The 26,089-nt window shown below is 72.1% G+C and carries 21 protein-coding genes; 13 read left to right on the plus strand and 8 right to left on the minus strand.

The features are described 5' to 3' along the window. Positions 1–630: 630 nt before the first annotated feature. Complete coding sequence (locus ACZ6QO_RS00300) at positions 631–2,403, plus strand: bifunctional metallophosphatase/5'-nucleotidase (protein WP_465846201.1); 1,773 nt, start codon at positions 631–633, stop codon at positions 2,401–2,403. 194 nt (positions 2,404–2,597) lie between these two features. After that, complete coding sequence (locus tag ACZ6QO_RS00305; protein ID WP_465846202.1) at positions 2,598–3,464, plus strand: hypothetical protein; 867 nt, start codon at positions 2,598–2,600, stop codon at positions 3,462–3,464. A 418-nt stretch (positions 3,465–3,882) separates the two neighbouring features. Here the strand turns inward: ACZ6QO_RS00305 and ACZ6QO_RS00310 are convergent, their stop codons facing one another. Then, on the minus strand, positions 3,883–4,527 hold the full coding sequence (locus tag ACZ6QO_RS00310) for a TetR/AcrR family transcriptional regulator (protein WP_465846204.1): 645 nt from the start codon (positions 4,525–4,527) through the stop codon (positions 3,883–3,885). A 74-nt stretch (positions 4,528–4,601) separates the two neighbouring features. On the opposite strand from ACZ6QO_RS00310, the gene ACZ6QO_RS00315 reads away from it, so the two are divergent. The 3 genes from ACZ6QO_RS00315 to ACZ6QO_RS00325 all read left to right on the plus strand — a co-directional run bounded on the left by ACZ6QO_RS00315 (position 4,602) and on the right by ACZ6QO_RS00325 (position 6,331). After that, positions 4,602–5,048, plus strand: coding sequence for a VOC family protein (locus ACZ6QO_RS00315; protein ID WP_465846206.1), 447 nt, complete (start codon positions 4,602–4,604; stop codon positions 5,046–5,048). Further along, positions 5,045–6,073 carry an aldo/keto reductase gene (locus ACZ6QO_RS00320; RefSeq protein ID WP_465846207.1) on the plus strand — a complete coding sequence of 343 codons (1,029 nt, stop codon included), beginning with the start codon at positions 5,045–5,047 and terminating at the stop codon, positions 6,071–6,073. The genes ACZ6QO_RS00315 and ACZ6QO_RS00320 overlap by 4 nt, the downstream gene beginning before the upstream one ends. Before the next feature lie 75 nt (positions 6,074–6,148). Further along, positions 6,149–6,331: a DUF397 domain-containing protein gene (locus ACZ6QO_RS00325; RefSeq protein ID WP_465847210.1), complete on the plus strand. Its 183-nt coding sequence runs from the start codon at positions 6,149–6,151 to the stop codon at positions 6,329–6,331. A 75-nt stretch (positions 6,332–6,406) separates the two neighbouring features. On the opposite strand, the gene ACZ6QO_RS00330 is transcribed toward ACZ6QO_RS00325, so the two are convergent. Continuing rightward, the gene (locus tag ACZ6QO_RS00330) at positions 6,407–7,870 is read right to left on the minus strand and encodes a nitronate monooxygenase (protein ID WP_465846208.1); all 1,464 of its coding nucleotides are present in this window, start codon (positions 7,868–7,870) and stop codon (positions 6,407–6,409) included. Positions 7,871–8,135: 265 nt separating this feature from the next. On the opposite strand from ACZ6QO_RS00330, the gene ACZ6QO_RS00335 reads away from it, so the two are divergent. Continuing rightward, positions 8,136–8,930 carry a GDSL-type esterase/lipase family protein gene (locus tag ACZ6QO_RS00335; protein WP_465846210.1) on the plus strand — a complete coding sequence of 265 codons (795 nt, stop codon included), beginning with the start codon at positions 8,136–8,138 and terminating at the stop codon, positions 8,928–8,930. A gap of 76 nt (positions 8,931–9,006) precedes the next feature. Here ACZ6QO_RS00335 and ACZ6QO_RS00340 read toward each other — a convergent pair whose 3' ends face one another. From ACZ6QO_RS00340 to ACZ6QO_RS00350, 3 genes are all read right to left on the minus strand, one after another. Further along, positions 9,007–9,732: an alpha/beta fold hydrolase gene (locus tag ACZ6QO_RS00340; protein ID WP_465846212.1), complete on the minus strand. Its 726-nt coding sequence runs from the start codon at positions 9,730–9,732 to the stop codon at positions 9,007–9,009. 144 nt (positions 9,733–9,876) lie between these two features. Further along, complete coding sequence (locus ACZ6QO_RS00345; protein ID WP_465846213.1) at positions 9,877–10,629, minus strand: 4'-phosphopantetheinyl transferase family protein; 753 nt, start codon at positions 10,627–10,629, stop codon at positions 9,877–9,879. After that, positions 10,626–10,913, minus strand: coding sequence for a hypothetical protein (locus ACZ6QO_RS00350; protein ID WP_465846215.1), 288 nt, complete (start codon positions 10,911–10,913; stop codon positions 10,626–10,628). Before ACZ6QO_RS00350 ends, ACZ6QO_RS00345 begins: the two co-directional genes overlap by 4 nt. Before the next feature lie 384 nt (positions 10,914–11,297). Here ACZ6QO_RS00350 and ACZ6QO_RS00355 point away from each other — a divergent pair, with 384 nt between their 5' ends. After that, positions 11,298–12,731, plus strand: coding sequence for a WS/DGAT/MGAT family O-acyltransferase (locus tag ACZ6QO_RS00355; protein ID WP_465846217.1), 1,434 nt, complete (start codon positions 11,298–11,300; stop codon positions 12,729–12,731). 91 nt (positions 12,732–12,822) lie between these two features. Here ACZ6QO_RS00355 and ACZ6QO_RS00360 read toward each other — a convergent pair whose 3' ends face one another. Continuing rightward, on the minus strand, positions 12,823–13,680 hold the full coding sequence (locus ACZ6QO_RS00360) for a hypothetical protein (RefSeq protein ID WP_465846219.1): 858 nt from the start codon (positions 13,678–13,680) through the stop codon (positions 12,823–12,825). Between the two features lie 431 nt (positions 13,681–14,111). Between ACZ6QO_RS00360 and ACZ6QO_RS00365 the strand changes: the two genes are divergently transcribed. Continuing rightward, complete coding sequence (locus ACZ6QO_RS00365) at positions 14,112–14,894, plus strand: hypothetical protein (RefSeq protein WP_465846221.1); 783 nt, start codon at positions 14,112–14,114, stop codon at positions 14,892–14,894. 326 nt (positions 14,895–15,220) lie between these two features. Here the strand turns inward: ACZ6QO_RS00365 and ACZ6QO_RS00370 are convergent, their stop codons facing one another. Then, positions 15,221–16,141, minus strand: coding sequence for an ROK family protein (locus ACZ6QO_RS00370; protein ID WP_465846223.1), 921 nt, complete (start codon positions 16,139–16,141; stop codon positions 15,221–15,223). Between the two features lie 121 nt (positions 16,142–16,262). Then, positions 16,263–17,609 (minus strand): ROK family transcriptional regulator, encoded by a 1,347-nt coding sequence (locus tag ACZ6QO_RS00375; protein ID WP_465846225.1) that lies wholly within the window; start codon positions 17,607–17,609, stop codon positions 16,263–16,265. Between the two features lie 196 nt (positions 17,610–17,805). Between ACZ6QO_RS00375 and ACZ6QO_RS00380 the strand changes: the two genes are divergently transcribed. Genes ACZ6QO_RS00380 through ACZ6QO_RS00400 form a run of 5 tightly spaced genes read left to right on the plus strand, consistent with a single transcriptional unit; the run spans position 17,806 to position 25,992 of the window. Beyond that, the gene (locus tag ACZ6QO_RS00380; RefSeq protein ID WP_465846227.1) at positions 17,806–19,176 is read left to right on the plus strand and encodes an extracellular solute-binding protein; all 1,371 of its coding nucleotides are present in this window, start codon (positions 17,806–17,808) and stop codon (positions 19,174–19,176) included. Further along, complete coding sequence (locus ACZ6QO_RS00385; protein WP_465846229.1) at positions 19,173–20,102, plus strand: carbohydrate ABC transporter permease; 930 nt, start codon at positions 19,173–19,175, stop codon at positions 20,100–20,102. The genes ACZ6QO_RS00380 and ACZ6QO_RS00385 overlap by 4 nt, the downstream gene beginning before the upstream one ends. After that, the gene (locus tag ACZ6QO_RS00390) at positions 20,099–20,920 is read left to right on the plus strand and encodes a carbohydrate ABC transporter permease (protein ID WP_465846230.1); all 822 of its coding nucleotides are present in this window, start codon (positions 20,099–20,101) and stop codon (positions 20,918–20,920) included. The genes ACZ6QO_RS00385 and ACZ6QO_RS00390 overlap by 4 nt, the downstream gene beginning before the upstream one ends. 3 nt (positions 20,921–20,923) lie before the next feature. Next, positions 20,924–25,201 (plus strand): glycoside hydrolase family 38 N-terminal domain-containing protein, encoded by a 4,278-nt coding sequence (locus ACZ6QO_RS00395; protein ID WP_465846231.1) that lies wholly within the window; start codon positions 20,924–20,926, stop codon positions 25,199–25,201. Then, a complete protein-coding gene (locus ACZ6QO_RS00400) occupies positions 25,198–25,992 on the plus strand; it encodes a DUF7158 domain-containing protein (RefSeq protein ID WP_465846232.1) in 795 nt (264 codons plus the stop codon). The genes ACZ6QO_RS00395 and ACZ6QO_RS00400 overlap by 4 nt, the downstream gene beginning before the upstream one ends. Positions 25,993–26,089: the final 97 nt, after the last annotated feature.

The raw sequence follows: 26,089 nt of genomic DNA on the forward strand, positions 1-26,089 counted from the left end.
ATCTCCCCCCCCCTCCCCCCCCCCCCCCCCCCCCCCCCCCCCCCCCCCCCCCCCCCCCCCCCCCCCCCCCCCCCTCCCCCCCCCCCCCCCCCCCCCCCCCCCCCCCCCCCCCCCCCCCCGCCGCCGTCACCGCCACCGCACGCGGTGACGGTGACGGCCAGAACCGCGGCGAGCAGAGGGGTGACCATACCGGGGCGTAGCTTGCCCATGAACCCTCCTGGGGGGCGAATTATGATCTTGGAGGGAGCGCTCCCCGAGAAGCGTCACGCCGCTCACACCTTCGTGTCAACGGGTCATTCTGTAACAATCGCCGTGATGTACCCGCCAATGCCGGCATCGCCACGAGAGAGCGCTCTCTGCGATATTCCCGCATCTTCCCAGCTCAGAGAGCTCCTCTTCCGGTCATGAGGTCTGGGTGAGAGCGCTCTCAGGCCACGTCCAGGAGCGGTCCACGGGTATACACCGGGTTTCCTTCCTGTTAACCCGAGCCTTGACATTTTTCCACGGAAAGCGCAGGCTCGGTCGACAGGGAGCGCTTTCCGATTCTTCAACTACGGCGAGACATCGCACCGCGCGGGCGAAAGGCGTCTCGTGACCTGTAAGCGATTCGCGCTGGCTACCGTCCTCGCCATGAGTTCCAGAATCGGCCGGGCCATGGCCACCGGCGCCGCCGGCGCCGTGGCCGTCGGCCTGCTCGTGTCCCCCGCCCCCGCCTCAGCCACGGGCGGCCACACGGTCAAGGTCACCGTGATGGCCAGCTCCGACACCCACGGCAATGTCCTCAACTGGGACTACTTCAAGAACGCCGAGTTCGACGACAGCGCGCACAACGACGTCGGCCTGGCCAAGGTCTCCACCCTGGTCAACCAGATACGCGCCGACCGCGGCGCCGGCCGCACGCTGCTGTTCGACTCCGGCGACACCATCCAGGGCACCCCGCTGGACTACTACTACGCCAAGGTCGAGCCGATCACCGAGACCGGCCGGACCCATCCGATGGCCGGCGCCATGAACGCCATCGGATACGACGCCGTGACGCTCGGCAACCACGAGTTCAACTACGGGCTGCCGCTGCTGGCCGCCTGGGTCAAGCAGATGAAGGCCCCCGTGCTCGGCGCCAACGCCGTCTCGGCCAGGACCGGCCTGCCCGCGTACCGGCCGTTCGTCATCAAGACGATGAAGGTCGCCGGCGAGAAGCCGATCAGGGTCGGCGTGCTCGGCCTGACCAACCCGGGCGTCGCCATCTGGGACAAGGCCAACGTCGAGGGCAGGCTGAAGTTCCTGGACCTGGTCGGCACCGCCAAGAAGTGGGTGCCGGTGATCCGCGGCCTCGGCGCCGACGTCGTCCTGGTCACCGCGCACGCCGGCGACAACGGCATGTCCTCCTACGGCTCGGACCTGCCGGTCGAGAACGCCGCGGCCATGGTCGCCGAGCAGGTCCCCGGCATCGACGCCGTCCTGTTCGGCCACGCCCACAACGACGTCCCGCAGAGGTTCGTCACCAACAAGGCCACCGGGCGGCAGGTGCTGCTCACCGAGCCGGGCAAGTGGGGCCAGCGGCTGTCGGTCGTCGACTTCACCCTCGCCAAGCGGCAGGGCACATGGACGGTGACCGGCAAGTCCTCCACCACGCTCAACACCAACACCGTCGCAGAGGACCCGAAGATCGTCGCGCTGATGAAGGACCGGCACGACAAGACGGTCGGCTACGTCAACCAGGTCATCGCCCAGTCCAAGGAGCAGCTGTCGGCGGCGGAGTCGCCCTACAAGGACACGCCGATCCTGGACTACATCCAGAAGGTGCAGACCGACCTGGTGAGCAAGGCGATCGCCGCGACGGCCGACGCCTCGCTGCCGGTGCTGTCGATCGCCGCGCCGTTCAGCCGCACCGCCGTCTTCCCGGCGGGACCGGTGAGCGTGCGCGACATGGCCGGGCTGTACGTCTACGACAACACCCTGCTCGGCGTGAAGCTGACCGGCGCCCAGATCAAGGACTACCTGGAGTACTCCGCCAAGTACTTCGCCCAGGTGGCCCCGGACGCGCCGATCGACCTGGCCACGCTGACCAACGCGGGCGGCACCCCCGACTACAACTACGACCAGCTGTCGGGCGTCACCTACGACGTCGACATCTCCCAGCCGGTCGGGCAGCGCATCACCGGGCTGTCCTACCAGGGCGCGCCGGTGACCGCCGACCAGCTGTTCGTGGTCGCCGTCAACAACTACCGGCAGTCGGGCGGCGGCGGCTTCCCGCACGTCGCGACGGCTCCGGTGGTGTACAACGCCCAGGTGGAGATCCGGCAGGCGCTGATCGAGTACGCCACCGCCTCCGGCACCATCGACCCGGCCACCTTCGCCACCCCCAACTGGCAACTCACCCGCGCCGGCACCCCGGTCTTCTAACCCCCTCCCGGCCGGTGCCCCCACCCAGGGCACCGGCCGCCCCTTTCCCAGAGAGGTGAACTCCCCGCCGGGAAAACCCCTCCGAAGCGGGGGCTTTCGGCCCGCGCGGTCCGGGCGAAAGCCTCTGGGCGGGCGTCGCACCGGGCGTCATCGTCAGCGCAGGGCCCGAACGCTTCCAGTGAGGGGTTCTCCCGATGGATGAGACGATCGTTTCCCGCACCCGGCCGCCGATGTCAGGACCGCCACCCGCCCGGCCGGGTCCCCGATTCCGGGCGGCCTGGTGGCTGACCGGCCTCATCGCCGTCCTCACCGTCGTCGCCGCGGCGACCGGGCTGTGGAGGGACGACCTGTACCCCGGTTCCCCCGTCTTGGTCGCCAGGTTCCGCGGCAACGACCTGGCGACCCTGGCCGCGGGCGTCCCCCTGATGCTCGCGGCGCTGGCCGGATCGGTACGGCGTTCCCCGCGCGCCGACCTGGTCTGGGTGGGCATGCTCGCCTACTCGGTCTACAACTACGCCTACTACGTCTACGACCCCGCCTACACCGACCTGTTCCTGCTGCACGTGACCATCCTCGTGCTGTCTGCGACGGCACTGGGTTTGGCGCTGACGGAGCTGGACGTCACCCCCCACGCCCCGAGAGCGATGCGCTGGGTGAGCGGCCTGCTGCTCCTGCTGGCCGTCGCCATGATCGGCATGTACGCCCCCATGATCGTCCGCCAGGCCGCCACGGGACAGATACCGGCGGACGTCCTGCCGTTGCCCCCGGCCCAGATCCACCTGGGCCAGGCCCTCGACCTGACCATGATCGCGCCGCCGCTGGTGCTGGCCGGCGTGCTGCTGTGGCGACGCACCGCCTGGGGCCACGCGCTCGGCGTCGCGACCTGCGTCTACGTCGGCGCCTACCAGCTCAACTACCTGGCGGCCCGCTACTTCGTCGCGGAGACGGGAGCCCCCGGAGTCGCACACCTCGACCCGCTCGACCTCATCATCCCCGCCCTCCTCCTCCCCGCCACACTCGCCCTCCTCCACCACCCCCGCCGCCGCCGACCCCATCGATGACCCCTCCGAACGGCCCACCACGGATCACCCCACCCACGGCCGTGAAAGCTGCTCCGCTCCCCCAGCCACGGCGCAGCCGGAGCAGGAAGCGACCGGCGGGGGGGGGGGGGGGGCCCCCCCCCCCCCCCCCCCCCTTGCTTTTATGTCACCCTCCCCCGAGGCCCAAAAGGTGCCTGCGGTGCGNNNNCGTACGCCCCCCCCCCCCCCCCCCCCCCCCCCCCCCCCCCCCCCCCCCCCCCCCCCCCCACACCCCCCACCCCCCCCCCCCCCCCCCCCCCCCCCCCCCCCCCCCCCCCCCCCCGGGTTCGTTGCGCATACGACCTCCGCCGGAGCCCAGGAGGTCTAGCGTGGCCGGGGAACATCGACATCAGGGTCTTGCCGTTCGCGACCGGCGCCCACGCCGCTCACGATGGCTCATTCAGCCGGATTGTGCGGTGTGGCCGTAGAGGAGGGAGGTCCAGGCGTTGGTTAGGGTGTCGACGAGGATCTCCTCGTCGTCGAAGGGAGGTACCGCGGCCGCGGCGAGGTAGTAGAGCCGCTCCCCGAGCCAGGTGAGCGAGGCGGCGACGCTGCGGATGTCCGCGTCGCCGAGTCGCCGTCGGGCTTGCGGGTCGGACCGGATGCGTGCAGCGGCCGCGTCGGTGAACAGGTCCATCTGTTCGAGCCACAGGGCTCGCAAATCCTCGTCGGAGCCCCAGCTCTCGACGATCGCCATGAGGACGCCGGCGTTGGCGCGCCACAGACGGGCGCCGTCCGTCACGCCCGCCCGGAGCGCGGCGACCGGATCCTGCTGCCCCTCGATCCAGGGTTGCGCCGCCTGCTGCCCCTGCGCCACGGCTTCGCGCACGAGCTCGCCGAGCACGGCCTGTTTGCTCGGGAAGTAGAAGTAGAAGCTCGCCCGGGAGACCTCCGCGGCGGTCAGTATGTCGGCCACGCTGAGGGCGTCGAAGCGGCGGTGCCGCAGCAGCTCGCGCGTCGCGGACAGGATGCGCTCCCGCAACTCGGCGGAAGCGGGCGCCGTACCGGATCGCCGGGCGGAGCGCGCGATGCGCTTGGAGGGCATGCCGGCCAGCATACGACAGCCTGTACGGACACGAGGTCTGTACAGGCTGTCCATACAGTGTGTATGGTCTGATCATGACGCAATTAGCGATCCACTTGGTCGTTGGCGACCCCGACCACGCCGCCGTCTGGTACGCGGAGGCTCTGGGCGCCCGGGAGACGAGCCGCATCACCCTTCCCGACGGTCGCACGCTCACCGTGGAGCTCCGGCTCGGCGACACCGTCCTTGCGGTGGCCGGCGAGATGCCCGCGCGGGGCATGCGCTCGCCCGCCGGACTCGGCGGCACGTCCGCCGCCCTGCACCTGCGGGTCCCGGACGCCGACGCGGCCTGGGCGCGGGCGCTGCGGGCGGGGGCGACGGTGTTCGAGCCGGTGCACGACGCCTTCTGGGGCGACCGCACCGGTCAGCTGCTGGATCCGTTCGGGCACCGCTGGGCGCTGGACGAGCACGTGCGGGACGTGCCGCACGATGAGGTCGTCTCGCGCGCCGCGGAGCTGTTCAGCGGATCGGCGACGGCATGAGGTACCGCACGCTGGGCGCGAGCGGCCTGCGCGTGTCCGACCTGATCCTGGGCGCGATGACCTTCGGCGAGCAGGGCGGGGTCGGCGCGCCGTTACCGGAGTGCCGGCGGATGCTGGATCTGTACGCCGAGGCCGGCGGCAACACGATCGACACCGCGGTCAACTACCGCGACGGAGCGAGCGAGGAGATCCTCGGCGAACTGCTGGAGGGCCGGCGGGAGTCGTTCGTGCTCGGCACGAAGTACACCGTGTCCCGCGCCCGCTCCGACCCGAACGCCGCGGGCAACCACCGCAAGAACCTGCGGGCGTCGCTCGAGACCAGCCTGCGCCGGCTGCGCACGGACTATCTGGACCTGTACTGGGTGCACATGTGGGACCGTGACACGCCGGTCGAGGAGACCATGCGCGCGCTGGACGACGCCGTCCGGGCGGGCAAGGTGCTGTACGTGGGCATCTCCGACGCCCCGGCCTGGGTCGTGTCCCGCGCCAACACGCTGGCGCAGTGGCACGGCTGGAGTCCGTTCATCGGCCTGCAGGTTCCGTACAGCCTGCTGCAGCGCGACATCGAACGTGAACTGCTGCCGATGGCCGAGTCCCTCACCCTGGGCGTCACCGCGTGGAGCCCGCTGGCCGGCGGAGTGCTGTCCGGCAAGTACACCCGCCCGGACGGCCCCGCGGCGGGCGGCAGGCTGGCCGTCGGCTCGCTCTCGGCCCGTGACCATGCCGTCACCCGGGTCGTCCAGGAGGTGGCCGACGACCTGGGCGCCACACCCTCGCAGGTGGCGATCGCCTGGACGATGAGCCGCTCTCGCGCCGTCCATCCCATCATCGGGGCACGCCGCGTCGACCAGCTCCGCGACAATCTCGCCGCCGCCGACCTCACCCTGCCACCCGAGAGCGTCGCCCGCCTGGAAGAGGCGACCGGCTTCACGCTCGGATTCCCGGGCGACTTCATCGCCCAGACCTCTCCATGGGTCTTCGGCTCGGCGCTCGTCGACCCGCTCGCGGCCACGACCAGGCAATGACGACCGCGAGTTCGACGAGCTCAGCGGAAGGTGACGATGTCAACCCCCGAGCATGAGCAAACCGCTGCGTGGCACATGAGCAGTTTCAGTCCCGACGCCGGTTCCAATTGTGTTGAGGCCGGCCCGTTGCTCGATGGCAGTGGGCGGATCGCTGTACGGCACAGCCGTCACCCCGACGGCCCGACGATCATCTACGCCAGGGCCGAGTGGGACGCCTTCCTGGCCGGCGTCCGCGCCAACGAGTTCGACTTCCAGTAGAGGCGGCCCCCAGTAGAGGCGGCCCCCAGCAGAGGCAGGCGGGCCCGCCGTCGGCCGGCCGCCGCGCGCCGTCCCCTAGACGGCGCTCCCCGTGCCGAGGACGTGGTCGACGACGTCGGCGGCCGAGTAGTCCTCCGGCAGTCCCCGCAGGAAGTCCAGGTCCTGCCCGAGTGTGAGCAGCGGAGGCTCCTGGTAGCCGTCCGGGCGGCGCTGCCCGAGACCGGTGGCGGCCACCAGGCCGTTGCACAGGCAGCGGCGGCCCTCGGTGTCCTCGGCGGGCCGCCCCTTGCGCACATGCTGGGCGACCGGCTCGGCCGGGCAGCGGTAGCCGAGCGAGCCGTCCGGCCTGCGGTAGGGGGTGCGCAGATGCCCGAGGTCGCACAGCCGCGGACGCGCGGCGTAGACGTCCTCGCCGGACAGGGTGCCGGCCACCTCGGCGATCTTGAAGGGAAAGCCTGCGGGCGAGGCGCCCGGGTCGTTGCGGACCACGAGGTCCCCCGCGCGGGCGCGCTCCAGCAGGCGCCGTCTCAGCGCGCCGTCCAGCCCGGACTCCCGGCACAGCGCGAAGGCGGAGCCGACCTGGACGCCGGCGGCGCCCGCCTCCAGCGCCCGCGCCAGGCCCTCGGGCGTCCCGTACCCGCCGGCCGGCCAGAACGGCAGCCCGAGCGCCGCCACCTTGCCGAGGTCGGCCTCGTCCCGCGGCCCGTAGAGGGGTTCACCGGTGTCGCCGAGGCGCATCCTGCCGCGCGGCGGCGCGCTGTGCCCGCCCGCCATCGGCGACTCCACCACGAACCCGTCCGGCCGGGTGTGCGGGGAGCGCGCCAGATAGGCGGCCAGGACGTGGGAGGAGACGATGGCGAGCAGCCGGGGCCGCCGCAGCGGCGCGGGAGCGTGGCCGAGCAGCGCCTTGGGGTCGACGCCGACGGTGTACCGGTCGCCGGCGCCGGCGTCGGCCACCGCGACGGTGATCTCCGCCGGTCGGTGCCCGGCGAGCGCGTCCAGCAGCCCCGGGATCTCCGAGGGGATGCCGGCGCCCATCAGCATGTAGTCCACGCCCGCGAGCATCGCCCCGTACACGGCGGCGGGCGTGGCCATCTGGATCTTCTCCAGGTAGTTGACCCCGATCGGCCCGTCGTGCCCTTCCTTGGCCAGGAACACCTCGGCGTAGTTGGCGACCACCGTGAGCTCCGTGCGGGCGGCGTTCGGGCGCAGCCCGAGCCTGGGCACCGGCCGGTAGGGGGCGCCGGCGGCGAGACCTCCGGGGACGAAGTAGCGGGCCAGGACGCGCGCGGCGATCTCCGGGGACGGGAAGCGGGCCAGGGCGCGGCGCAGGTGGCCTCCGGGGTCGCCGCGCTGGAGCCGCCTGGCCAGCACGACGTCCAGCGCCGTCCCCGACACCACGCCGAGCTGCCCGGTCAGGGCGACGGCGCGCGCGAGCGGCCAGCCGGAGACGGCGACCCCCATCCCGCCCTGGATCAGCACGGGCTGCGAGGGCGCGGGCGTGGGAGCCGGCAGGGCGGTCTCATCACTGGTCGTCAAGGCACTACCTCCTGGGCGGCGGAGCGCCGCGGGGCCCGCCGGTGGGTTGTCGCACCTGTGATCCAAGCGACCGGCGGGCTCCCGCACCCAGTGACCAAGGTCCCGAGTGACCGGGTCTTACGGTCGCGGGGGGGGGGGGGGGGGGGGGGGGGGGGGGGGGGGGGGGGGGGGGGGTTCGGGGGGGGGGGGGGGGGGGGGGGGGGGCGGTGGGGGGGGGGGGGGGGGCCCCCCCCCCCCCCCCCCGCTTCCGCCCATTCCCGGCTCGGTGCTTCCGTCCCTGCCTTCGCCGGGCTCCGGTCCGGACGACGCGGGCTCGGTCCCGCACGTGATGATCGTGGGCGACTCGATCAGCCAGGGGCGCGAAGGCGACCACACCTGGCGCTACCGGCTGTGGCGGACGCTCCTCGACCAGGGGGCGGCGGTGCGCTTCGTCGGGCCGTGGAAGGGCACCTGGGTGTCCTCCGCGGTCTGGCCGGCCGACCGCCCCGTCCACCCGGCCCGTCCAGACGACCCCGCGCACGCCGGCGCCTACCGCCGGGGGCTGCACTTCCCGAGCTGCCGGCACTACGCGAGCTGGGGGCGGCTGATGCGCGAGGCCAAGGACAACATCGAGGACGCGGTCGCCGTCCACCGGCCGGACTGGCTGATGGTCGCGCTGGGGTTCAACGATCTGGCGTGGGGAGTCTCGGGCCCCGACCGGCTGCTCGCGGATCTTGAGACCTTCGTCCGGCGCGCCCGCGTGGCGAATCCCGCTATTCAGTTCTTAATCGGAAATGTCATTCATCGCACCCCGCTGCCGGAGCATCCGCGCCTCGCCGGCGACACCGACGCCTACAACCGGGAGCTGCCCTCGCGTCTCGCGGCGCTGTCCACGGAGGCGTCCAAGGTGGTGCTCGTCGACCTGGCCGGGGTTTACGATCCTCGCATTGACGCCTATGACGGCGTCCATCCGAACGGCTCGGGCGAGATCAAGATCGCCGCGGCGTTCGCCGCCGCCTTCGCCCCGGCGCTCCGCCGGGTGCCGGCCGGCGTCCCTGACCAGGCGCCCGCACTCGGCTGACGTAGGCCCGATGCCCGGACTGGGCTGACGTGGACCAGGCGCCCGCACTGGGCTGACATGCCGCGCGGGCGGGGTCTCAGACGCGCTCGGCGGCGATGGAGGTCAGCAGCGAGACCAGCCGGTCGGGGGCCGACACCATGGGCCAGTGGCCGGTGTCGAGCGTGTGGAAGGTCCAGTTGGGCTCGGCGCGCATGGCGGCGACGTCCTCGGAGACGCGCCCGCCGAAGTGCTCCTTGGAGCAGACGATGTAGCTCGCCCGCTGGTGCGCCAGCGGGCGGGTCAGGACGGCGGGCTCCGACAGGGTGTGCCCGGGGTGGCCGACGAAGCGCTCGACCAGCCAGTGCGCCTGGCGCCTGGACAGGTCCTGCCCCTCGGCCACGCTGCTGACGTCCGGGATCGGCCAGCGGCCGCGGTTCTCGGCGATCAGCCGCAGCTCCCCGGCGCGGACGCGCTCGGGGAAGGCGTGCAGCATCGACTTGCCGTCGTGCGGAAGGAAGCCCTCGACGAACACCGTGCGCGCCACGCGGTCGGGCGCGCGGTCGGCGACCTGGCCGGCGACGATGCCCGAATAGCTGTGCCCCACGACGATCACGTCACGCAGATCGTGTTTCTCCAGCAGCGCGAGCACATCGTCGACATGGGTGGCCAGCCCGACGGTGGAAACGTCGGTCTCTGGATCGATCAACCCGGAAAGGGTGAGCGGGTGGACCTCATGGCCGAGTGCGCGCAGCCCGCGGGTCACCGGTTCCCAGACCCACGCGCCCATCCACGGGCCGGGAATGAGGATGAATTGGTTTTTCACGGCAGGTCAGCTTCCTCTCCTTTACGGCTGGACTGCCTGATCGGTACGGAATTCGGACCTGGCGGGGCTTTTAGTATGCGGGCCGGGGCGAGATGAATTTCCGTAGTTATTGAACAGGCTCGTGCCGGATGGCGTCAACGGTGGTCAGGCGGCCACGGGGAGCGCGGCGGACGGGCGCAGGGCGGTGGCGTCCCACTCCGACACCCTGATCGGCTGGTCGTCACCGAGGACGGCGACCACGCCGGCGTAGCCCTCCCCGGGGTAGATGGTGCGCATCTGCACCGTGTGCGGGGGAATGTCCAACGGCCAGCTCAGCAGGGCGGGCTCCTCGCCCGGACCGCTCACCTCGACCTTGTGCGGCGAGATGCGCAGGCCGTGGCCGGTGGCCTTGAGCACCGCCTCCTTGCACACCCACATCCGGGCGAACGCGGCCTGCTGGTGCCGCACGGGGAACGTCTTCAGCACCTCCTGCTCGTCACGCGACAGGGCGCACCCCACCAGCTCGCTCACCGGGGCCGTGGGCACCTGCTCGACGTCCACGCCCACCGGCCCGGCGGTGGTCAGCGCCACCGCGACCCGGTTGCCCGAGTGCGAGATCGACGCGTGCAGCCCGTCGTCGGTGAGGATGTACGGCCGGCCGTGCGGCTTGTCGCAGGTCATGCAGCGCCGCTCGATGGGCACCCGCTCGGGGGCGATGTCGAGCTGGGCGCCGGCGGCGGTGCGCAGCAGCCAGGCGGCGGTGACGAACCTCTGGCGGTCCTGCTCGCGCTTGTAGGCGGCGGCCCGCTTCAGCTCGGTGCCGTTCAGCACGCCGACCAGCGACTCGATCGCGTGGTCCTGCGGGTCGGCCCACCAGATGTGGCAGTCGACGGTCCGGAGAGAAGCGATGGCGTTCATGGCGTGTCCTCCTTGGGTGTGGGGCGGCCGTTGGTCAGGGTCCGGCAGGTCACCAGTTCCCAGTCGCTGACTTCGGGGTTGGTCAGGATCCGCGTCACCTCGGCGCGGATCTGCGCGTCGGTGGTGTCCTCGTCGGTGTGCACGCGGATGGCGATGTCACCGGTCACGTTCTTGAGGTCTTTTCTCCAACTTCTGGGGAGCAGGGCCAGAATTCTTATTCCGTCGACCGGAGAGTTCGGCAACGGTTCTCCGGCCGTCCTGCGGATGGTCAGTTCGACGAGCATTCGGTCACCTCAGTCCCAGGTCGTTCCGGGCATGACGGGCGCATGGCCGGGGGCGGTGCGCGTGACGGCGAATTCGAATTCGGCGCGGGCGGTGTTCTCGCTCTGCATTTCCGTTCCCTTTCCTTCGGTGCTGCCTTTGTTCTGGCAAGAACAACTCTGCGGGATTCCGGGGCGCCGGAACAGAAGAAACGAAGTCAGCAAGCTGCAGAGCGGTTGCAGTTTCCTGCCAACCTGGCGGGGTGCGAGCGCGCGCGAGCCGCCGGACGCCGGCGACCGCGCAGGTCACCGGCGTCCGCACCGGCGAGGGGGCAGCGTTCCCGCGGGGCGAGGCGGGCTGATAGAACGGAGACGGCCCGCACCCGCCCGGCCCGAGGAGGTGGACCCGTGCGGCAGCTCAGTGCCCTCGACGCGCAGTTCCTGGCTTTCGAGACCGACACCAACGTGGCCAACGTCGCAGGCCTGTCGATCCTGGAAGGCCCGATCGGCCGCGACGAGCTGCTGGACCTGGTCGAGGAGAGGTCGGCGCTGGTCGCGCCGTTGCGGCAGCGCATCATGCAGGTGCCGTTCAACCTCGACCACCCCTACTGGGTGCAGGACGACGAGCTCGACCTCGACTACCACGTGCGCGAGCTGGCCCTGCCGCCTCCCGGCACCGACCGGCAGCTCGCCGCGCAGGTGGCCCGGCTGCACGCCCGCCGCCTCGACCGGCGCCACCCGCTGTGGGAGATGTACCTCATCCACGGGCTCCAGGGCGGCCGCACCGCCCTGTACACCAAGCTGCACCACGCCGCGATAGACGGCCTCGGCGGGGCGGACGTGCTGGCCGCGTTCATGGATCTGGAGCCGAACCCGAAGCGCCGGCCCGGCAAGCCCCACGTGGAGCCCGACTTCGCCCCCGAGACGGCGCAGATGCTGCTCAGGACCGGCGCCCGGCTGGCCGCCAACCCGGCCCACCTGCTCAGGTTCCTCGCCGAGGCGATGCCCTACCTGGACGAGATCCCGCTGCTCTCACGCCTGCCCGGCGCCGGAGCGGTCTCGCGGGCCACCCGGTGGCTGGCCCGCGAGCTGAAGATCACCGACGGCCGCGAGGTCCCCGAGCTGCCGAAGCTCGCCGTGCCGCGCACGCCGTTCAACGGCCCGGTCTCCGCGCACCGCCGCTTCGCCTTCGCCGAACTGCCGCTCGACGAGGTGAAGAAGGTCAAGAACGTCTTCGGCGTCACCGTCAACGACGTCGTCATGACGCTGGCCGCCACCGCGGTGCGCAACTGGCTGATCGACCAGGACGCGCTGCCCGAGGTCCCGCTGGTCGCCGGCGTGCCGTTCTCGCTGCGCGGCGTGGAGGGCACCGAGCCGGGCAACCAGGTCACCCTGATGATCACCTCGCTGGACACGCACATCGCCGACCCGCGTGAGCGGCTGTACGCCGTGCGCGACTCCATGCAGCGCATCAAGGACCGCTTCAGCCTGTCGCCGGCGCGCTGGCTGCGCCATCTGAGCGAGAGCATGCCCGCCGCGCTGACGGGCCTGGCCGAGCGCGCGGCGTTCGGCCTGGCCGCGCAGACCTCGCCGCCGGTCAACCTGCTGATCTCCAACGTGCCGGGCCCGCAGATCCCGCTGTACATCTGCGGCCGGCGCCTGCTCGCCCAGTACCCGGTGTCGGTGGTCACCGACGCCAGCGGCGGCCTGAACATCACCGCGTTCTCCTACAACGGCCAGGTCGCGGTCGGCGTCATCGCCGACCGGGCCATGGTCCCCGACGTCTGGAAGCTCACCACCCACCTCCGCGACGCCCTCGACGAGCTGATGTCCCTCACCTGACCGAGCGTCCCGCCCGCGGACCGGCCACCGGATCGCTGGAATGGCGGAGCCCCTCCACCGGCACGGGCGGAGGGGCTCGGGGGAACGGGAATCAGCTCGGCGGGAAATTGCCGTTCTTGGCGACCGGCAGGGCCAGCTGGCTCGCGCCGGTGAGGACGGCCTGCTCGGCCGGCAGGCCGGCGAGCACGGGGTTGATGTGCCGCAGGGTCAGCGAGACCGTGGGCAGGGCCGGGGTGGCGAGGTCGAACTTCTCCAGGTCGATCCACCGCACGATGTTGAACACTTCGCTCGGCATGTTGTCGCCGGCCTTGAACACCGGGACGCACAGCTGGCGGGCATAGAGGACCTGCGCGCCGTGCGTCGGGATCATCGGAGTCAGCACGGGGTTGAGCTGGCGCAGCGACAGCTGCTGGTTCAGCGGGGTGTTCGGGGTGATGGCGTAGCACTTGAGGTCGATGTGGCGGACCAGCGACAGCACGTCGGCGGGCGGCACCACGTTGTTCTTGATGACCGGAACGCACAGCTGTTGCGGGGTGGTCATGGCTATCTGCGTGCGCGGCAGGTTCTGGAACAGGGGGTTGAGGTGGCTGAGCACCAGACCCGTGTTCACCGTGATTCCGGAGATCTTGTAGCAGGACAGGTCGATGTACCTGATGAAGTCGAGCGCGGGCGACGGCGGCGTCTGGTTGTTCTTGGCGACCGGGACGCACAGCTGCTCGCGCTGGCCGAGGGTGACGGTCTCGGTCGGCAGGGCGCTGAGCACGGGGTTCATGTGCCGCAGCGTGAGCGTGGTGGCCGGCGGCTGGTACGGATTGGTCTTGAAGCATTCCATGTCGAGGAAGGCGGTCAGAGCTTTCGGCGTCGGCAGCGCGAGGGCGGTGGCCGACGGCACGCCGAGGAATGCCACGGCGAGCACCGCGACGGCGGCGGACGCGAGGCGCCGGAGCACCGTTTTCCTGCGCCCGTGAATTGCGATTACGGATCGGTCCATTGTGGCTCCAAAAGCTGGGGACAGGCCTTCTCGCCACCGAGTGTGTGCCGCCGCGACCGCTTCCACAATATCGCTGGCCGCTTCCGGCCGTACCCGGCATTCGGGCCGATGCGCCATGGAGTTATTATCAGGCATAAAAAGCATCGCAGGCTCACTGAAAATCAATAAATGGCAGGCTTTATAGCGACTTATCGACCTGGCGGCACGGGCGACCGGCCACACCCCTTCCCCCCGGCGCCGCCGCACCCGCCAAGGGCGCCCGGACGACGGCTTCGGCGCCACACGCCTCCGGGAGCGGAGACTCACGCACCAATCCCAATCGGTTCGGCGGACGAATAAGGACCGTGCCGGCTGGAGAGCCGGACGCGCGAACCGAGAAGGGGGTCCGCATGAAGCTCGTCACCAAGGTCGCGGCACTGCTCGCCGCCCTGCTCCTCGCAGCGGGGGCGGTGGGCGCGACGATGGCGGTGGCCGCACCGTCACCGCCGAAAGATCCATACCCGGCCGTCAAGGTCGACCCCGCGATCTGCAAGGTCGAGGCGCTCCGGGTGAAGAAGGCCCAGATCAGGCGCGAGTTCTCCGCGAAGAGGTACGACCGGGCGGCCGAGGCCCTCGCCAAGGGCGTGGGTTCCCGCGACGATTTCCGCAAGGCCGAGACGGACCTGGCGAAGCTGGACATCGAGCTGACCGACGCGAAGTACGCCGAGGCGAGCTGCCAGCTGAACAAGGGAGCGAGGCCGAAGCAGTCCTGCGAGGCGATGGCCCTGGAGCTGAACCGGCTCATCGACCAACTGGCGAACCGCAAGAAACTGGAGGCGGCCGCCAAGGAGGCCTACGAGAAGGCCAAGACCGCGCCGGGCGGATTCGGCGTCGAGCAACTGGAGTCGCTGGAGGAGACGGCGCGGATCACCGAGATCGAGCGTCAGGAGACCGAGCAGGCCATCCAGGACCAGCGCGACCTGATCAAGGCCGACCCCGCCTGCAAGGACTTCCCCAGCGAGCGCCCAGACCCCCCGGCGCCCACCTCCACCCCCACTACTCAACCCACCCCAACCCCCACGACCACCACCGTCCCGCCCACCTCGGCCCCGACCGCCACCGTCGCCCCCACCGCCACCTCAGCTCCCACCACCCCGGCCCCAACCCCCACCGTCGACCCGTCGGACGCATGAACCCGGCAATTCCCAGGGGACGGTGACCGGCTCCCGGCCACCGTCCCCGTCGGAGTGGTGGGCGGCCGAGACCGGACTTACCCGGGCGGGGGAAGACGGCGAAAATCGCTGAGACGCTCTGGTCCCGGCGTTTCGCTGTGAATCTCCGGCCTGGCGGTACCGGTGCGGATTTCACCGTCGCCTGGATTCACGGCCTTTCCGCGCCGCGCCAGGCGGCCACCACAGGTATGCCAATACCCGCGGACGCCGGACCGGCTCAGGATTCGCGCATCTCTGTTTCCGCGCCGCCGCGGCGTCCGTGGTATCGGCGGAAATCGTTGGTGTGGTCAGGTGGTCCGGGGGGAGGACAGCAGGGCCATGCGGGCGGCGCCTACCAGGCCGGCGTCGCGGCCGAGGGCGGCGGGGGTGACGCGGAGGCGGCGGACGAACTCAAGGCCCGCTCGTTCGGAGACCGCGCGGCGCAGCGGGGCGAACAGGACCTCGCCCGCCGCGGCGACGCCGCCGCCGACGACCACCTGGTCCAGGTCGCAGACCGTGGCCACCGCGAGGATCGCCATGGCGAGCGCGTCAGCCGCGCGGTCGAAGGCGGCCAGCGCCACCGGGTCGTCCTCGGACGCCGCGCGCGCGAGCTCGCGGGCGTCGGCGCCCCGCCAACCTTGCCGGGTGGCCCAGCGGACCATCGACGGGCCGCTCGCGATCGTCTCGACGCAGCCGACCGCGCCGCACGGGCAGGGCTCGCCGGCGGGGTCCACCACGATGTGACCGATGTGCCCGGCGTTGCCGGTCGGCCCGGTGTACGGGGCGCCGTTCAGGACGAGCCCGCCGCCGATGCCGGTGGAGACGACGATGCCGAGCATGGCGCCGGCCTCGCGGCCCGCGCCGCGCCAGTGCTCTCCGGTGGCCGCCGCCACGGCGTCGCCGAACAGGTGGCACGGGGCTCCGGGCACGGCGTCGGCCACCCGGGCGAGCAGCGGGAAGTGCCGCCAGGCCGGGATGTTCACCGGGCTCACCGTGCCCGCCTGCGGGTCGAGCGGACCGGCGGACGCCACGCCCACGGCCAGGGGCGGCACCTCGCCGGCGACGTCGCGGAGCAGTCCGACCAGGGCGTCGCTCACCACGCCGGGGTGGCCGGGCGGCGCGGCCGGGGTCGGCACCTCACCCCTGCGGAGCACCGTCCCGTCCTTGCCGACCAGGGCCGCGGCCAGCTTCGTGCCGCCGATGTCGGCGGACAGCACGTACGAAGTCATGGGTTCCTCGTCGCTCGGGTCGGGGATCGGCGGCCCGGCGCCGGTCCGGTACGCGGGAGGCCGGTGCGTGCGGCCTGGGCGGACGGCGCGGACGGCGCGGTGGCGTCAGGGGATGAGTGTGTCACGAGGTCAGCAGGGCGCCGAGCCGGGGGGCGTAGGTGGCGTGGAAGACCAGCGAGGCGGCGCCGATCGCCGCGGCGTCGGCGGCGATCGGGGAGGTGACCACCTCCACCTGGTGGAGCCGGCGGGCCAGCGGGCGGCTGGCCACGGCGTCGGCGATGGCCTCGTGGTAGATGTGCCCGACGTCGTGCATGGCGGGCCCGCCCAGTACGAGCAGGTCGATGTCCAGCACGTTGACGATGCTCACGGCGGCGGCCGCGAGCCGTTCGGCGACCTCGCGGATGACGCTCAGCGCGAGCGGGTCGCCGGCCGCGGCCGCCGCGCAGATCGCCGCGTGGTCGGGGGAGGAGAGGGAGGCGGCCGAGGCGTGGGCGTCGGGGGAGGTGGGGGTGGGGGCGGGGGAGTCCGCGGTGGGTAAGTGGGCGGAGGTGCCCTCTGGGGCTCGGGCCGGGGTGGCGGGGGCCTTCTTCACGCCTTGGGCGTGGGTGGTGAGCGTGCTGGGTTCGCCTTGGGCGAGGCGGGTGCGCACGGTGGCCTCTATGGCGCTCGGGCAGCACAGGGCCTCGATGCAGCCGCGGTTGCCGCAGTAGCAGTCGGGCCCGTCGGGCATCACGGTGATGTGGCCGAACTCGGCGGCGTTGAGCGAGCGGCCGCGGTAGATCTGGTTGTCAAGGAAGAGGCCGCCGCCGATGCCGGTGCCCAGGTACAGGTAGGCGAAGCTGGCCGTCGCGCGGGCCGAGCCGGCCCACCGCTCGCCGATGGCCGCCGCCGCGGCGTCGTTGTCGAAGGTGACCGGGAAGCCGGTGTGCTCCTCCAGCAGGCGCTTGATCGGCACGTGGTCCCAGCCGGTCAGGCGGGGCGGGAAGCTCATCACGCCGTCGGCGTCCAGCGGGCCGGGGCAGGCCAGGCCGATGCCGAGCACCTTGTCGTCGGGGACGCCCGCGCGCCGCAGCATGTCGCGGGCCGTGCGCGCCATCTGCCGGATGACGGCGTCGGGCGCCAGGCCGGGACGTATGGCGTCGCGCCGCATGGTGACCGGCTGCCCGGCGAGGTCGGCCAGGACGTAGGACAGCTCGCCGGGGTCGAAGTGGATGCCGACGGCGTACCCGGCGGCCGGGTCGACGCGCAGGATGGTGCGCGGTTTGCCGCCGCTGGAGGGCAGCGAGCCGTCCTCCACGACCAGCCCGTCCTCCAGCAGCCTGCGGACGATGACGGAGACGGTCTGCGCCGTCAGCCCGCTGCGCTCGGCGATCTGGACGCGGCTGATGCCGTCGGACACCTGGATCGCCTCGAGGACGACGGCGCGGTTGTAGCTGCCTACCTTCGGCAGGTTGGTGCCCATCTGCATGTGCGGCTCCCGGCGTCCTCTGGATCTCTCTCGGGCAATATCGCACAGACCGTTGACTTAGTAAATCAAAAAGATTTAACTACTCGTCACCCAAGGAAACACGGCCGAAACGACTTGTCGGCCGGCCGCTCCTGGTGCGGGGATCGGGGCCCCGCGTCGTGCCCTCATGGCGGCCGCAGGCCGGAGAAGGAGTCCGATGAGACGAGCGATGGTTGCCTCGATGGCGGTGGTCGCGATCGCCGCCACCGCCGCCGCCTGCGGAGGCGAGAGCCCGCAGCAGGGCGCGAGCGGGGCCAAGGAGATCGAGGTCCTGTACAAGATGGAGCCCACCTGGCCGCACATGGACAAGGTGCTCAAGCAGGCCAAGACGGACTACGAGGCCGCGCACAAGGGCGTGACGATCAAGCTGACCGCGGTGCAGGGCAACAACGAGGTGTACTACACCAAGCTCGCCCTGCTGAACCGCTCGGCCGACTCCGCCCCGGACGTGTACCTGCACGACACCTTCCAGGTCAACGCGGACGTCGCCGCCGGGAAGCTGGCACCGCTGGACGACTACCTGAAGTCGTGGCCCGACTGGAGCGCCCAGTACTCCGAGGCGGTCCAGCAGGCCGCCAAGGGCCCCGACGGCAAGATCTACGGGGTGCCGATCAGCACCGACACCCGCGGCCTGTGGTACAGCAAGGACGTGTTCGCCAAGGCGGGCCTGCCGGTGCCGTGGGAGCCCAAGACCTGGGCGGACGTGCTGAGCGCGGCCCGCGCCATCAAGCAGAAGGCGCCGGACGCGATCCCGTTCAGCATGTACTCGACCAAGCCGCACGGCGAGGCCGCCACGATGCAGGGCTTCGAGATGCTGCTCTACGGCACCCCGGGCGGCACGCTGTACGACGACACGCAGAAGAAGTGGGTGGCCACCGGCAAGGGCATCACCGACTCGCTCGGCTTCATCAACACGATCTACCGGGAGAACCTCGGCCCGAAGCAGGCCGACGCGTTCAGCACCAAGCTGTACGACAAGATCACCATGGAGTGGTTCCCGAACGGCAGGCTCGGCATCGACCTGGACGGCGCGTGGGTCTCCTCGGCGTGGAAGCCGACCGGCTCCAAGCCGTGGCCGCAGTGGACCGAGAAGATCGGCTGGACCCCCATGCCGACGCAGAACGGCGAGGCTCCCGGCGCGGTCAGCATGTCCGGCGGCTGGGTCATGGCGATGAGCTCCTACGCCAAGGACAAGAAGGACGCCTTCGACTTCATCAGCGTGGTCACCAACAAGAAGAACACGCTGACCTACTCCGTGGGCTCCGGCGACCTCGCTCCCCGCAAGGACGTGGCCGCCGACCCGTCGTACTCGGCCGACAACCCTGCGGTGAAGTTCTGGACCGACCTGGCCTCCGTCACCCACTACCGGCCCGCCTACGAGGTGTACCCCAAGGTCTCGGCCGAGGTGCAGAAGGCCATGGAGGCCATGACGACCGGCTCCAAGACCCCCGAGGCGGCGGCCAAGGCGTACGCCGACGCGCTGCCCGGCGTCGTCGGCGGACCGGACAAGGTGCTCGCCGGCTCATGACCGCCGCCACCGTGACCCCGTCCCGGCCGTCCGGCTCCCTGCACAAGGGGGAGCCGGACCGGCCGGCCGGCGGGAACCCGCGCCGGCTGCTGCCCCTGCTGCCCGCGCTGGTCCTGCTGGTGGTCTTCATGGCCGGGCCCATCCTGTGGAGCGTCTACATCGCCTTCACCAACGAGACGCTCACCGGCGCCGCGTCGGTGAACTCGCGGTTCGTCGGCTTCGCCAACTTCGCCAAGATGTTCGGCGACGAGGACTTCCGCAACTCGTTCCTGCTCACGTTCGTGTTCGTGATCGGCTCGGCCGTCATCGGGCAGAACACCCTCGGCCTGGTAATCGCGCTGCTCCAGCGCGGGCGCGGGCGGACGGTGCGCAGCGTGGTGAACGGCGTGGTGATCGCGGCCTGGGTGGTGCCCGAGGTGGTCGCGGCGGCGTGCTGGTACTCGTTCCTGTCGGAGGAGGGCACGCTGAACGAACTGCTCGGCGTTCTCGGACTCTCGCAGGACTGGCTGTTCACGGCGCCGATGATCGCGATCATCCTGGCCAACGTCTGGCGCGGCACCGCGTTCTCGATGCTGGTCTACTCGGCGGCGCTGTCGGACGTGCCCGCAGACCTGCTGGAGGCCGCCGCGGTGGACGGGGCGAGCGGCTGGAGCAGGCTGGTGCACATCACCCTCCCGCTGATCCGCCGCTCGATCATGTCCAACCTCATGCTCATCACGCTCCAGACGCTGGCGAGCTTCGGCCTGATCTACGCGCTCACCGGCGGCGGGCCGGGCACGGCCAGCCAGACCACGCCGCTGTACATGTACGAGCAGGCCTTCCGCTACTTCGAGATCGGGTACGGCAGTGCGATGGCCCTGGTGATGCTCGTCATCGGCGCGTTGTTCTCCCTGGTGTACCTGCGCCTGATCAAGGAGCGCCCATGACCCGCGTGGCCGCCCGCACGGCGGCGCTGGTGTCGCTCGCCGTGATCACCCTCGCCTTCGCAGGCCCGTTCCTGTGGGTGGTGCTCGCCTCCGTACAGCCGGAGGCCGGCCTCACCGCCAAGCCGAGCTGGAACTTCTCGCTGCGCAACTTCAGCGCCGTGCTCACCTGGGAGACCGTCTACCGGCCGGTACTCAACTCGATCGTCATCTCCGGCGGCACCGCGCTGCTCACCGTGCTGGTCTCGGGCCTCGCGGCCTATCCGCTGTCCCGGTACAAGCTGCGCTTCAAGCGCCACTTCATGCTGACGCTGCTGTTCACCACCGGCCTGCCGGTGACGGCGATCATGGTTCCGGTGTACAGCATGTTCTTCCGGTTCAACCTGTACGGGTCGATCCCGGCCATGGTGCTGTTCCTGACGGCGAGCTCGCTGCCGTTCTCCATCTGGATGATGAAGAACTTCATGGACGGCGTCCCGGTCAGCCTGGAGGAGGCCGCCTGGGTCGACGGAGCCGGATGGGTGCAGTCGCTGGCCCGCGTCGTCGGGCCGCTCATGGCGCCGGGGGTCGCCGTCGTCGCGATCTTCGTCTTCGTCGGCCAGTGGGGGAATTTCTTCGTCCCCTTCGTCCTGCTCGACACGCCGGAGAAGCAGCCGGCGGCCGTCACGATCTACACCTTCTTCTCGCAGTACGGCCAGGTCGCCTACGGGGAGCTGGCGGCCTTCTCGATCATCTACACCGCGCCGGCCGTCGTCCTGTACGTCGCCGTGAACAAATATCTCGCCGGTTCGTTCAGCTTCGCCGGATCAGTGAAGGGTTGACCCTTGCGTATCACCAGCGTGGAATCCACCGAGCTCTTCGTCGAGGCCGGGCAGGTCGTCCGCGTCCACGTCGACGGACCGCCGGGTGAGATCGAGGTCCGCGTCACCGGCCCCGGCGTGGCCGGCGCCGCCCGGACGGCCGCCCGCCCGGCCGAGGTCGCGGTGTCCGCAGGCGCCGCGCCGGGCACGCGCGTCCCCATCGCGGTGACGGTCTCCGGCCCGACCGGCGACGTGCCGGTCGCGAACGAGCCGGGCGGGGACGAGCCGGGCGGGGACGCCGTCGCGTCCGGCGAGCTGGTGGTGGCCGAACCGGGCTGGACGGTGTGGATGGTGCCGCACTTCCACTACGACCCGGTGTGGTGGAACACCCAGGCCGCGTACACCACCACCTGGGACGACGCCGGCCCGGTCTCCCAGGAGTTCCGGTGGGACGGGCAGAAGGCCGGGTTCGACCTGATGCGCGAGTACCTCGACACCGCGCGCCGCGACCCCGACTTCAAGTTCGTGCTGGCCGAGGTCGACTACCTCAAGCCCTACTGGGACGCCCACCCCGAGGACCGCGCCCACCTGCGCAGGCTGCTCGCCGAGGGCCGCGTCGAACTGCTGGGCGGCACCTACAACGAGCCCAACACCAACCTCACCTCGGCCGAGTCGACGATCCGCAACATCGTCCACGGCGTCGGGTTCCAGCGCGACGTCATGGGCGGCGACCCGGCCACCGCCTGGCAGCTCGACGTGTTCGGGCACGACCCGCAGTTCCCCGGGCTGATCGCCGAGGCGGGGCTCACCTCCAGCTCCTGGGCGCGCGGCCCGTACCACCAGTGGGGGCCGATGCTCACCGGCCGCGACCGCGAACGCGACGGCTGGGGCGACCCGGACACCATGCAGTTCCCCGCCGAGTTCGAGTGGCTGTCGCCGTCGGGCAAGGGCGTGCTCACCCACTACATGCCCGCGCACTACAGCGCCGGCTGGTGGATGGACTCCTCCGCCGACCTGGCCACCGCCGAGCAGGCCGTGTACGAGCTGTTCGTCCGGCTGAAGAGGGTCGCGGCGACGCGCAACCTGCTGCTGCCCATCGGCAGCGACTACACCCCGCCGAACAAGTGGGTCACCCAGATCCACCGCGACTGGAACGCCCGGTACGTCTCGCCGAGGTTCGTCGTCGGGCTGCCCAAGGAGTTCTTCGCCGCCGTGCGCTCCACGCTCGCCGAGGCCTCGCCGCAGACCCGGGACATGAACCCGATCTACACCGGCAAGGACGTCTCCTTCGTCGACACCAAGCAGGCCCAGCGGTCCGCCGAGTCGCTGGTCTCCGACGCCGAGAAGTTCGCCACCCTGGCCTCCGCCGCCACCGGCGCCCGCTATCCGCACGCCGCGCTGGACAAGGCGTGGCGGCAGCTCATCTTCGGCGCCCACCACGACGCGATCACCGGATCCGAGTCCGACCAGGTGTACCTGGACCTGCTCACCGGCTGGCGCGAGGCCCACGACCTCGGCCGCGACGTGCTCGCCGCCTCGCTCGGCGAGCTGACCGCCCGCGTGGACACCCGCGGCGACGGCACCGCCGTGGTGGTGTGGAACCCGTCCTCGTGGGCTCGCACCGACCTGGTCCGCGTACGACTGCCGCTGCCCGGGCCCGGCGCGCTGGGCGTGCGCGTCACCGACCCGCGGTCCGGCGAGCTGCCGGTGCTGCTGGAGAACGCCGAGCACCACGAGGACGGCAGCCTGCTGGCCGTGGACGTCGTCGTGCTCGCCCGGGACGTGCCGTCCGTCGGCTGTCTCACCCTGCGGGCCGAGGCGGTCGCCGAGCCCGCCCCCGCCGCCGGGTGGACCGCCCGCGAGGGCACGGTCATCTCCACCGCCACCCACCTGGTCGAGGTCGACCCGGCGCGCGGCGGCTGCGTGTCCCGGTTCTACGATGTCGCCCGCGACCGCGAGCTGCTCCAGCCCGGCCGGGTCGGCAACGAGCTGGTCGTGCACGACGAGTACCCGGCGCACCCCGAGTTCCACGAAGGCCCCTGGCACCTGGTGCCCAAGGGCACCGCCACCGGCTCGGCCGGGCGTCCCGCGACGTCGGTCGCCGTCGAGACCTGCGCCCTCGGCGAGCGGGTCACCGTCACCGGCCGCGTCGGGCCCGCCGCCTACACCCAGGTGGTGACGCTGTGGCACGGCCTCGACCGCGTCGACTGCGTCACCCACCTGGACGAGTGGGAGGGCGAGGACCAGCTCGTCCGGCTGCGCTGGCCCGCCCGCGTCCCCGGCGCGCTGCCGGTCAGCGAGGTCGGCGACGCCGTCGTCGGCCGCGGCTTCGGCCTCATCGACGTCGACTCCGGCGAGCACCCCTGGACGCTGGACAACCCCGCGGGCACCTGGTTCGCGCTGTCCTCCACCGCCAGGGTCGCGCTGCGCGGCGAGGACGGCGCCCCGATCGGCGAGCGGGCCATCGGCATCGCCGAGATCATCGGTGGCGAGCCGCGCGAGCTTGCCGTGGCGCTGGTCCGCAAGGGCGTCACCGCCACCTGCTCCAGCGGCTCCGGCCCCCGGTACGGCGACCTCGGCGTCGACTCCAACCTGCCCGACGTGCGGGTCGCGCTCGGCACGCCGGAGGAGAACCCGTTCGTCGCCCAGGTACTCGCGGCCGCCGAGCCGGCGTACGCCGAACTGCTGCGCGAGCGCCTCGCCGCGGACGGGCGGGCGCGCGTGTGGGTCCCCGCCGCCGAGCCGCTGGAGAAGGTGTGGGTGCCGAGCGCCGACCTCACCGGACCGCGCGCGCTCCCGGTGCTCATCGTCGCCGGCGAGGGCGCCGCCGCGGAGCTGGCCGCCGACCTGGACGACGCGGTCATTGAGGTCGCCCAGCCCGCCGAACTGGCCGTCCTCACCGAGCCCGCGCTGGACGACTACAGCATCGGCGTGGTCAACCGCGGCATCCCCGGCTTCGCCGTCGACGCGAGCGGCGCCCTTCATCTGTCGCTGCTGCGCTCGTGCACCGGCTGGCCGTCCGGCGTCTGGATCGACCCGCCGCGCCGCACCGCCCCCGACGGGTCGAACTTCCAGTTGCAGCACTGGACGCACTCCTTCGAGTACTCCCTGGTCACCGGGGCCGGGGACTGGCGTCAGGCGGGGCTGGTGCGCCAGGGGCACGACGTCAACCACCCGCTGGCCGCGCTGCCCTCGCCCGCGCACGACGGCGAACTGCCCGCCACGACCTCCCTGCTTTCGGTCGAGCCCGCCGGGGACGTCGTGCTCGCCGCCCTGAAGGCCGCGGGCAACCCTCTCGCCTCCGGCCGCCCGGCCGGCGAGCGGGTCGAGGGCGTCACCCTGCGGCTGTACGAGGCGGCGGGCCGGCACGTCACCGCCCGCGTGAGCACAGCGAGCACGGTGAGCACCGTCCTGCCCCTCGACGGCGCCCACCGCGCCGACCTGCTCGAACGCCCGCTGATCGCGCTGGACCTCGGAGCCTTCCCGCTGGCTCCCATGGAGATCGCCACCCTCACCGCCCCGCTCGCCGGACGGGACGCCGTCGGACGGGACGCCGCGGGCGGGCCTGGCGTCTCCCTCGGGCCGGAGGCCGAGCCGTACCAGCCGGTCTACACCCGTTACTGGCTGAACAACACCGGCCCCGCGCCCATCGGCAACGTGCCCGTGGCCGTCCACCTGTCCGCGGCCGGCGCGCCGGTGTCCGGCGCCGTCGAGCTGGAGGTGACGGTCGCCTCCGGGCTGACCGAGGGCGAGGCCGGCGGCGTCGTCACCCTCGTCGCGCCCGAGGGCTGGACCTGCGAGCCCGCCGAGCGGCCGTACGCGCTGCCGCCCGGCGGGCACGCCGCCTTCCCGGTGCGGGTGACGCCGCCGGCCGGCGCCGAGCCCGGCGAGTACTGGCTGCGCGCCCGTCTCGCCCACGGCGGGCAGACCTACGAGGACGTGGCCCGGCTGCGCGTCGGCGACGTCCCGGACGCCGTCCTGGACGTCTCGCTCCGGACGCCCGTCGTGCGGCTCGTCCCCGGCGACCCCGCCGCCGCCTCCGGCGCGGTCGAGGTGCTGCTGCGCTCCGACGCCGCTACGGAGGTGTCCGTCCAGGCGCAGCTCATCAGCCCTTGGCACACCTTCGAGCTGGTGCCCGAGTGGAACACCGGCGTGGTCGTCCCCGCGCGGGGTGAGGCGCTGCTCCGCTTCGACGTCCAGGCCCCGCCCGGCGCCCGTCCCGGCCGCTGGTGGGCCGTCGTCAAGCTCGCCTCCGCCGGCCGCCTCCACTACACCGAGGCCGTCCGCATCGAGGTCCGGTGACGGCGGGCCGGAACGTCATGACCTCCGCGGCGGCCGTCGCCGCGGAGGTGGGCGGGCAGGCCGTACCGGTCGCGCACGTCGACGCGCGGGAGGCGGAGCTGCGCGCGGGGCCGCTGGCCTCGCGCCTGCCGCGCCCGCACACCGCCGAGGGACGCAACCTGCGCCGCTGGCTGGTCCAGGTGCTGGTGACCGAGGCCCTGGTCGAGCAGGAGGCCGCCGCCCTCGGCATCGCCGGCCCCGGCGACGGCGGCCGGCGCGCGCCCGCGCTCACCCTGCCGGCCGCGCTGCGCACCGGCGGCGTCGTCGCCGCCGTGACGGTCGCCATGCCGCTGGCCAGGGCGCTGCGCGACGCGGTCACGGCCGGCGTCCGGGTGCCGGAGAAGGACCGGCGCCCCTACTACGAGCGCAACCTCGACCGCTACACCCGCCCGGAGACGCGGCACGTCAGCCGGGTCGACGGGGGGCGGGCGTCGCCGCTCGGGCCGATGCGGCGGGACGAGCTGACCGGTCCGCTGGGAGACGCGGTCTTCGCAGCGGCCGAGGGCGAGACCGTCGGCCCCGTCGAAGGCCCCGGCGGGCCGTGGACCCTGCGGGTGGACCGCGTCGAGCCGGGCGGCCCGCTGCCGTACGAGGCGGTGCGGAACGGCATCGCGGACGAGCTGACCTCGGTCGCGGCCGAGCAGTGCTTCGCCGGGTGGCTGGAGCGGCGGTACGCGGAGAAGGTGCGCCTGCGCCCGGGCTACGAGCATCCCGCGGACCCCCGCCACCCCGACGCCGTCCACCACCACTGACGGCGCGACCGGACGAACGGGAACAGGCGCGGTGACGGAACGGGATGCGGTGACGGAACGGGATGCGGTGCCCGGACGATGCCGGGACGGAGGCGGG

The organism is Sphaerisporangium sp. NPDC049457 (assembly GCF_055586705.1).